The sequence below is a fragment of the Pseudomonas sp. BF-B-15 genome (genome assembly GCF_019946675.1).
GTDB classification, from domain to species: Bacteria; Pseudomonadota; Gammaproteobacteria; order Pseudomonadales; family Pseudomonadaceae; genus Aquipseudomonas; species Aquipseudomonas migulae.
Genome location: NZ_JAGYFZ010000181.1, coordinates 1 through 5,454 on the forward strand (window position 1 = coordinate 1; position 5,454 = coordinate 5,454).

Sequence of the window (5,454 nt, forward strand, 5' to 3'; positions counted from 1 at the left end):
ATCCCGCAGTTCGTGGTGGTACTCGACACTTCGGGTTCGATGGACTTGAACATCAAGTCCGTGAAAGCCGATGAGGACTGGTTCTTCGGCAACGAGCTCAACAAGTACCTGGACGCGAACCGCACCATGCAGATCTTCGCCAAACCCAGCCGCATGGACGTCGCCAAGGACTCGCTGGCCGGCATGATCAACGGGCTTGACCCGAAGATCGACACGCGCCTCATTACCTTCGCCGGCTGCGAACGCACACCGGACCAGGGCGTGTTCAAGTTTGGCGACCGGCCACGGCTGATCAACGGGATTCGAGGGCTGGTTCCCAATGACGGTACACCGCTGGCCGACAGCCTGGCTTACGCGGCAAGCACCGTTGACGGGCGTAATAACGATGCCGTGATCGTGATGTTCGTCGACGGTGAGGACGGTTGCCAGAAAGACGCTTGCGCGGTGTCTCGCCAAATCGCCAGGGAACAACCACGCCTGCGGGTCAACGTGGTGAAAATCGGTGCCGGTGGCCCGTCACGCTGCATTGCTGAAAACACCGGTGGCCGGGTTTACAACAGCACCAACGCGGCAGAACTGGCCAAGCAGTTGAAACTCGCAACCAAGGAAGTGTCGAGCAACGCCAAGTGTGATTGATTGGCAGATCTGAATATTGCGGTGCAGCCTTCGCGGGCAAGCCTCGCTCCTACAGGTTCAGCGTTGACCCCTGTAGGAGCGAGGCTTGCCCGCGAAGGCGATTTCAGAGGCGACTCAACGAAACCGGTCAACCTCTTGGCGCAACTCCGCCGCCAGGCTCTCCAGCTCTTTGGCGGTCACCGCCAGGTTCGACACCACTTCCCGCTGCTCGCTGTTCGCCAGCGCAATGCTTTGCAGGTTGCTGCTGAGCAGCGTCGCGGTGCTGCTCTGCTCCTGGGTCGCGGTGGTGATCGCGGCGAACTGTTCACCGGCGGAACGGCTTTGCTCATCGATCCGCGCCAGTGCCGAGGCGACATTGGCGTTACGCGACAAGCCTTCCTGCATCAGGACTTTGCCCTGCTCCATGGTGCTGATGGCGTTGCCGGTTTCCTGCTGGATGCTCTGAATCATCCCGGAAATTTCGTCGGTGGCCTGGCGAGTGCGTGAAGCCAGGTTGCGCACTTCATCGGCCACCACCGCAAAACCACGGCCCTGCTCACCGGCACGCGCCGCTTCGATGGCCGCGTTGAGCGCCAGCAAGTTGGTTTGCTCGGCAATCGAGGTGATCACCCCGACAATGCCACCGATTTCCTGAGAACGCTGGCCCAAGGTGTTGATCACCGTGGCAGTGCTGTTCAGCGCGCCAGCGATTTGCTCCAGGGACGAGGACGCTTCACCCATCGACGTACGACCGATCTGGGTTTGCTGTGCGTTTTCCTGCGCCAGACGCTGAGTGCTGCCCATGTTGTCGGCAATGTTCAACGAGGTGGCGCTGAATTCTTCCACGGCGCCGGCCATGCTGGTGATTTCGCCGGACTGCTGCTCCATGCCTTCATAGGCACCGCCAGACAAACCGGACAAGGCCTGGGCACGGCTGTTGACCTCTTGCGAGGCCCGGCGGATGTGCTCGACCATCGTCGACAACGCCTGACTCATCTGATTGAAGGCACGGGCCAACTGACCGATCTCGTCGTTGCTCGACACGTCCAGACGCACGCTCAGGTCGCCGGCCCCCAGAGCTTCGGCCTGACGCACCAGATCACCCAGCGGCGCGAGTTTGCTGCGCAGCAGCCAGACTGCCGAGCCGACCGCGATCAACATCGCCAGCAGGCTGCCAATCGCCAGTTGAATGCCGACACTCCAGGTCACCGCGCTGATTTCGTCTTGCGGCATGCTCGCCACGACCGACCACGGGCCGTCCTGGAACGGCACGGAAACACTGTAGAAGTCTTCGGACGTGTCGCTCCAGAAACCGCCCTCGCTCGGGGTTTTCGCCAGGGCGGTGATGGCTGGAACGGCTTTATCCAGCGCTTCCACGCCGGCGATCGGTACCAGCCATTTGTTCTGCTCGTCGAGCAACGCCAGGGAACCGGTCTTGCCGATGCGGAATCGCTTGAGGTTTTCGAACTGGGCTTTCTGCGCGTCGGTGTAGTCGAAACCGACATACAGCACGGCAATGACCTTGCCGCCGCTGTCGCGTACCGGGGTGTACTGCGACATGTAGTAGCGTTCAAAAAGCAAAGACCGTCCGACGAAACTCTGCCCCGCCATCAAACGGGCGTAAGCCGGGTTCGCATGATCGAGAACAGTGCCAATGGCACGACTGCCATCCTGTTTGGTGACGTTGGTACTGACCCGAATGAAGTCCTCGCCGCTGCGCACGAACACCGTGGCCACGCCGGCGGTCATCTGCTTGAACTCGTCCACTTCCTTGAAGTTGTTATTGAGCACTTCGCCGCCCAGTTGCAGGCCCGGAGTCTGGGTGCCCGCCACGTTCACCGGCGCATCCGGGTGCACGCTCAGCCCGCCACTGAAACGCTTTTCGAACAACCCCGCAAGGCGCAGGGTACTTTCACGCAATGTGCCGTGAAACGTACTCAACTGGTCGGCCAGCAACCGCGCCTCACTGGCCAGGTGCTCTTCGCGGGTGGCGAGGTTGGCCGTGTCCAGTGAACGCAGGGCAAACAGGGTACTGCCGCTGATGACAATCGCCAGGATAATGGCGAGCGCAAGGCCAAGCTGTGAAGCGATCCGGGCACGAGGTTGAGACATGACAGCTCCTGGCCGAGCGATCTGATCCTCCTTGATCGGCTACTCAGCAAAATTTCTAATAATGGGAATTACGTCGAACCTGCACGAAGGTTCCATCTGCAGATTTTCGGCGGCAAACCTGAATACTTGAGTAAATAGCCGGGATATGGCTCAAGGCCGCTATTTCGAGGGCTCTATCGATTCAGCACAAGTGTTCGACGTCCGGCAATTTCATCGCCCGCACCTCGCCTTGCAGGAAATCACTGAGGCGGCGCAAACGTTCACCTCCCGGGCGGGTTTTCGGCCAGACGAGGTAATAATTCTCACCACTGGCGACGGCGGTCGGCCACGGCAAACTCAGACGGCCCTGCGCCACATCTTCGGCCACCATCAGCAGATCGCCCATCGACACGCCATACCCCCGGGCGGCGGCGATCATGCCCAGCTCCAGCGTATCGAACACCTGCCCGCCCTTGAGCGACACCTGATCCGTCAGCCCCATGCGCTCCAGCCAGTTGCGCCAGTCACGCCGGTCCGGCGTCGGGTGCAGCAGTTCGGCATGGGCGAGACGCGCGACGTCCCACGGTTGGTCCTTCAGAAGATTCGGTGCACCGACCGGAATCAGCTCCTCCGGGAACAGCAGGCTCGCCTCCCAGTCCGGCGGAAAATGCCCGTTGCTGAGGATCACGGCGCAGTCGAACGGCTCATGGTTGAAGTCCACTGAATCGACGTCCATCCAGGCGCTGGTCAGTTGCACTTCGTTGCCCGGTTGCAGGTGGCGGAAACGGCTGAGCCGCGCCAACAGCCAGCGCATGGTCAGGGTCGACGGTGCTTTCATGCGCAGGATGTCATCTTCGGCGCGCAAGGTATTGCAGGCCCGCTCAAGAGCGGTGAAGCCTTCGCGAATGCCCGGCAGGATCAGCCGCGCCGACTCGGTCAATTGCAAATTGCGCCCGCTGCGATGAAACAGCCGACAGGCAAAATGCTCTTCAAGCGTACGAATATGCCGACTGACCGCACTCTGCGTAATCGACAACTCTTCAGCGGCACGGGTAAACGAGCTATGCCGCGCCGCCGCTTCAAATGCGCGAAGGGCATACAAGGGAGGAAGACGACGAGACATGCGGAAAGCTCCTATAGCGCAATTTCGTCAACTTATCAGAAACTCCCCAGGATGAGTTTTAATCATGCCATCCATCCTTTTTATCCCTTTGTGCAAACCCCGCAGAGCGCCGAGAATCGACGCTTTCCTGTTCTCTTTGATAATCGGGCGTGATGACCATGCAGCATCCAGCACGTATTGAACTCTGGGCCATCCTGCGGCTGGCGGGGCCGTTGATTGCCTCGCAGTTGGCGCACATGCTGATGGTCCTCACCGACACCTTGATGATGGCGCGCCTGAGCCCCGAGGCATTGGCCGGCGGCGGACTCGGCGCGGCGACCTATTCGTTTGTGTCGATCTTTTGCATCGGCGTGATTGCGGCGGTCGGCACGTTGGTGGCGATCCGTCAGGGCGCGGGCGATATCGTTGGCGCGGCACGGCTGACCCAGGCCGGGTTGTGGCTGGCGTGGTTGATGGCTTTGGTCGCCGGATTGCTGCTGTGGAACCTCAAACCGGTGTTGCTGATGTTTGGCCAGACCGAAACCAACGTCCAGTCAGCCGGGCAGTTCCTGTTGATTTTGCCGTTCGCCTTGCCCGGCTACCTGAGCTTCATGGCCCTGCGCGGTTTCACCAGCGCGATTGGCCGGGCGACGCCGGTGATGGTCATCAGCCTCGGCGGCACGGTGGCCAACTTCGTGCTCAATTATGCGTTGATCACCGGGATGTTCGGCCTGCCGAAAATGGGCCTGGTGGGTATCGGTCTGGTCACGGCAATTGTTGCCAACCTGATGGCCGTGGCGTTGGCGCTGCACATTCGGCGGCACCCGGCGTACGACGCCTATCCATTGCGCCAGGGTTTGTCGCGGCCAAACCGGCAGTACCTGAAGGAGTTGTGGCGCCTGGGTCTGCCGATTGGCGGCACCTACGCAGTGGAAGTCGGGCTGTTTGCCTTTGCCGCGTTGTGCATGGGCACCATGGGCAGTACGCAATTGGGCGCGCACCAGATCGCGCTGCAGATCGTCTCGGTGGCGTTCATGATTCCGGCGGGGCTTTCCTATGCGATCACCATGCGCATCGGCCAGCATTACGGCGCCGGGCAGTTGCTGGACGCGCGGCTTGCCGGGCGGGTCGGGATCGCCTTTGGCTCAGCGGCGATGCTTGGTTTCGCGATGGTCTTCTGGCTGTTGCCGAATCAGTTGATTGGCCTGTTTCTGGACCACAACGACCCGGCCTTCCGCCCGGTCATCGAACTGGCGGTGAGCCTGCTGGCGGTGGCGGCGTGGTTCGAGCTGTTCGACGGCACGCAAACCATCGCCATGGGCTGCATTCGCGGGCTCAAGGACGCCAAGACCACGTTCCTGGTCGGGTTGGGTTGCTATTGGCTGATTGGCGCGCCCGCCGCGTGGTGGATGGCGTTCCATTTGCACTGGGGGCCGACGGGTGTCTGGTGGGGTCTGGCGCTGGGCCTGGCGTGCGCGGCGGTGAGCCTGACGCTGGCGTTCGAGTGGAAGATGAAGCGGATGATTCGGCGTGAGCCGTCGTCAGCTCAGCGTTTCGAGATCGCCTAACCCTGTAGGAGCGAGGCTTGCCCGCGAAGGCGTCGTGTCAGTAACAACAATGTCGACTGACTCGACGCCTTCGCGGGC

4 protein-coding genes are annotated in these 5,454 nt (G+C 61.3%); 2 read left to right on the top strand and 2 right to left on the bottom strand.

Going from position 1 to position 5,454, the window contains the following annotated elements; all coding sequences use genetic code 11:
- Positions 1 to 636: vWA domain-containing protein (locus KGA97_RS28880; protein WP_223481948.1), on the top strand; the 636-nt coding region annotated here is incomplete at its 5' end.
- Positions 637 to 750: 114 nt separating this feature from the next.
- Here KGA97_RS28880 and KGA97_RS28885 read toward each other — a convergent pair.
- Positions 751 to 2,727: a methyl-accepting chemotaxis protein gene (locus tag KGA97_RS28885; protein ID WP_008030537.1), complete on the bottom strand. Its 1,977-nt coding sequence runs from the start codon at positions 2,725 to 2,727 to the stop codon at positions 751 to 753.
- Positions 2,728 to 2,908: 181 nt separating this feature from the next.
- Positions 2,909 to 3,829, bottom strand: coding sequence for a LysR substrate-binding domain-containing protein (locus tag KGA97_RS28890; RefSeq protein ID WP_008030538.1), 921 nt, complete (start codon positions 3,827 to 3,829; stop codon positions 2,909 to 2,911).
- Positions 3,830 to 3,987: 158 nt separating this feature from the next.
- Here KGA97_RS28890 and KGA97_RS28895 point away from each other — a divergent pair, with 158 nt between their 5' ends.
- The gene (locus tag KGA97_RS28895; protein WP_223481949.1) at positions 3,988 to 5,376 is read left to right on the top strand and encodes a NorM family multidrug efflux MATE transporter; all 1,389 of its coding nucleotides are present in this window, start codon (positions 3,988 to 3,990) and stop codon (positions 5,374 to 5,376) included.
- Positions 5,377 to 5,454 lie beyond the last annotated feature (78 nt).

Bases quoted from the DNA above. Each gene is read 5' to 3' on its own strand.
- KGA97_RS28885 (WP_008030537.1), bottom strand. From the start codon at position 2,727: ATGTCTCAACCTCGTGCCCGGATCGCTTCACAGCTTGGCCTTGCGCTC.
- KGA97_RS28890 (WP_008030538.1), bottom strand. From the start codon at position 3,829: ATGTCTCGTCGTCTTCCTCCCTTGTATGCCCTTCGCGCATTTGAAGCG.
- KGA97_RS28895 (WP_223481949.1), top strand. From the start codon at position 3,988: ATGCAGCATCCAGCACGTATTGAACTCTGGGCCATCCTGCGGCTGGCG.